Origin of the sequence: Cohnella nanjingensis, assembly GCF_014212125.1 — a bacterium.
GTDB lineage: Bacteria > Bacillota > Bacilli > Paenibacillales > Paenibacillaceae > Cohnella > Cohnella nanjingensis.
Map to the genome: position 1 here is coordinate 1 of NZ_JACJVP010000060.1, position 1,992 is coordinate 1,992.

Below are 1,992 nucleotides of genomic sequence, written 5' to 3' on the forward strand. Positions count from 1 at the left end.
GCCTGCGCCCGTCGCGCCCGCACCTGCGCCCGGCATGCCTGCGCCAGCTTGGCCCGCGCCGGCGCCAGCCGCGCCGGCCCCTGCCGGAATCGCAGGAATCTCCAGGTTCTTCAGGTCGTCCAGCGTCGCGATACGTCCGTCCACGACGATCGACTTCTCCGTCTTGCCCAGCGTGAAGATCCCGAGCGGCACGTTGACCGCGGAGCCTTGGATCATCTGCTTGACCGAATCCTCGGTCAGGCCGTACTGCGCGAGCTTCGCCTGGTCGAAGGTCAGCTTCACTTCTTTCACGAACTGACCCGCGATCTGGACGGACGCGACGCCGTCCAAGCCTTCGAGCGCCGGCTGCACTTCGTCCGTTACCGTCTTCGTCAGATCTTCGAGACCGCTCTCTCCCGAGACGCTCAGGGAGATGACGGGAAACGTATTAATGGAGAACTTCGAGATGGAAGGATCCTGCGCGGTATCCGGCAGCTTGACGCTGTCGATCGCTTCGCGAACGCCGGTCGTCGCCTTATCCATATTTTGTCCGAAGTCGAATTCCAGCGTAATGTTCGATACGTTAGACATCGACGTAGAGGTGATGTTCTTCAAGCCTTCTACGTTCTTGAGACGCTGCTCCAGCGGTGCCGTCACCTGTTCGACGACGCCGTCCGGCGAAGCCCCTGGCACGACCGTCGTCACGCTGAGGTAAGGCAACGACAGATTCGGCAGGCTCTCCTGCTTCATGTTCATGCCGGAATACAACCCGGCCACCAGGACGATGATCGTAATCATCCATAGCGCAAACTTGTTGCTCAGTGAAAACTTGATAATGCCCCTCATGATTCCACTCCTTCTGCTCTTCTTCCCAGCTTGTCCTTCCGCGGCCCCCAAGCTTCTCTCCGCCTGATCGTTGCCATCGTATCGAACGCCCGGTCGAAAGTCAATGTAGTTTTGGTGTCGCACGCGATGATGTCTACCATCTCTACTACGGCGGCAATGCTTCTGCGTTTCACTTTTCATTCGAACGGTCGGTCGAGTCGGCGGAGTCGTCCGCGGAACGATGCGTCTGCTCTCCTTGTCTGGCGTCCGGACCGCTTTTTGGCTTATTTCATTAAGATGTACATTTTGACTCTCCGTATCACAGCACGTCCATCCCTTGTCCGTCTCCCAACAAAAAGACGGCCGCCCCGAAGGCTGCCGTCTCTCTGCCTATCGATCCCTTGCATCGATGCGAACGTCAAAACTGAACAAACCGCTTGTCCGTCCTCTCGCGCGGGAAAGACGCGAACAACGAACAAGAAAAATGCGCTAACGAGGCTATAACGGTTTTATGGGTATGCATATTTCGCATGAATCATTGTTAATCATTTCACCCGTGTATCTTTCTAAAATCGGTTTGTCGTCCATTTGATATCCACTGTCTTGTAACGCTGGAAAAATGTCAGTCCATGCTTTTTGAATCTCTTCCGCCGTATGTTTGACTTTGCAAACCATATATTTTCCACCGGCAAGCTCGCTTTCGCAAATGGAATCATCCATTTGAAAATCCTTGGAAATGACGATACATGCATCATACCTGCAGTTTTCAGGAAGCGTTATTTCAGGGTGATCTTGCGGAATTCCAAGTAGAATTGCCGATTCGGTAAGTAGCTTTTTCTCCACAGCCCATTTTTTTAACCCTTCCATGGCTTGCGCATTGGCAGGACCATATGGACCGACCTGTCGCACATAAGCAATGCGATATTCCGGGATTAATTCTACATTCATTATCATATTACCTTTTTCCTTTCTTTTATTGTTTTTCGTTACAATTCGAATGCTATCATGATATAAAATGTTATTCATTTCTTTTTTTTGAATAGTGATTTGTACACTTTGCCTCCTTGTGTCACGGCTACGCTCCCTTGCTCTTCCCAATAAAAAACACGCATGACCTTACCCGGTCATAGGCTATAATGAAAACCTCCAGGCCTCCAACGCCAACCAAACAGTTGTAAATGTACAACT

Annotated in this window: 2 protein-coding genes; both read right to left on the reverse strand. The window is 51.7% G+C overall.

The window, feature by feature from the left end; translation table 11 throughout:
• Window positions 1-825: efflux RND transporter permease subunit (locus tag H7C19_RS30450; protein ID WP_185672854.1), on the reverse strand; the 825-nt coding region annotated here is incomplete at its 3' end.
• A 477-nt stretch (window positions 826-1,302) separates the two neighbouring features.
• The gene (locus H7C19_RS30455; RefSeq protein WP_185672866.1) at window positions 1,303-1,758 is read right to left on the reverse strand and encodes an AraC family transcriptional regulator; all 456 of its coding nucleotides are present in this window, start codon (window positions 1,756-1,758) and stop codon (window positions 1,303-1,305) included.
• Between the last annotated feature and the right edge of the window lie 234 nt (window positions 1,759-1,992).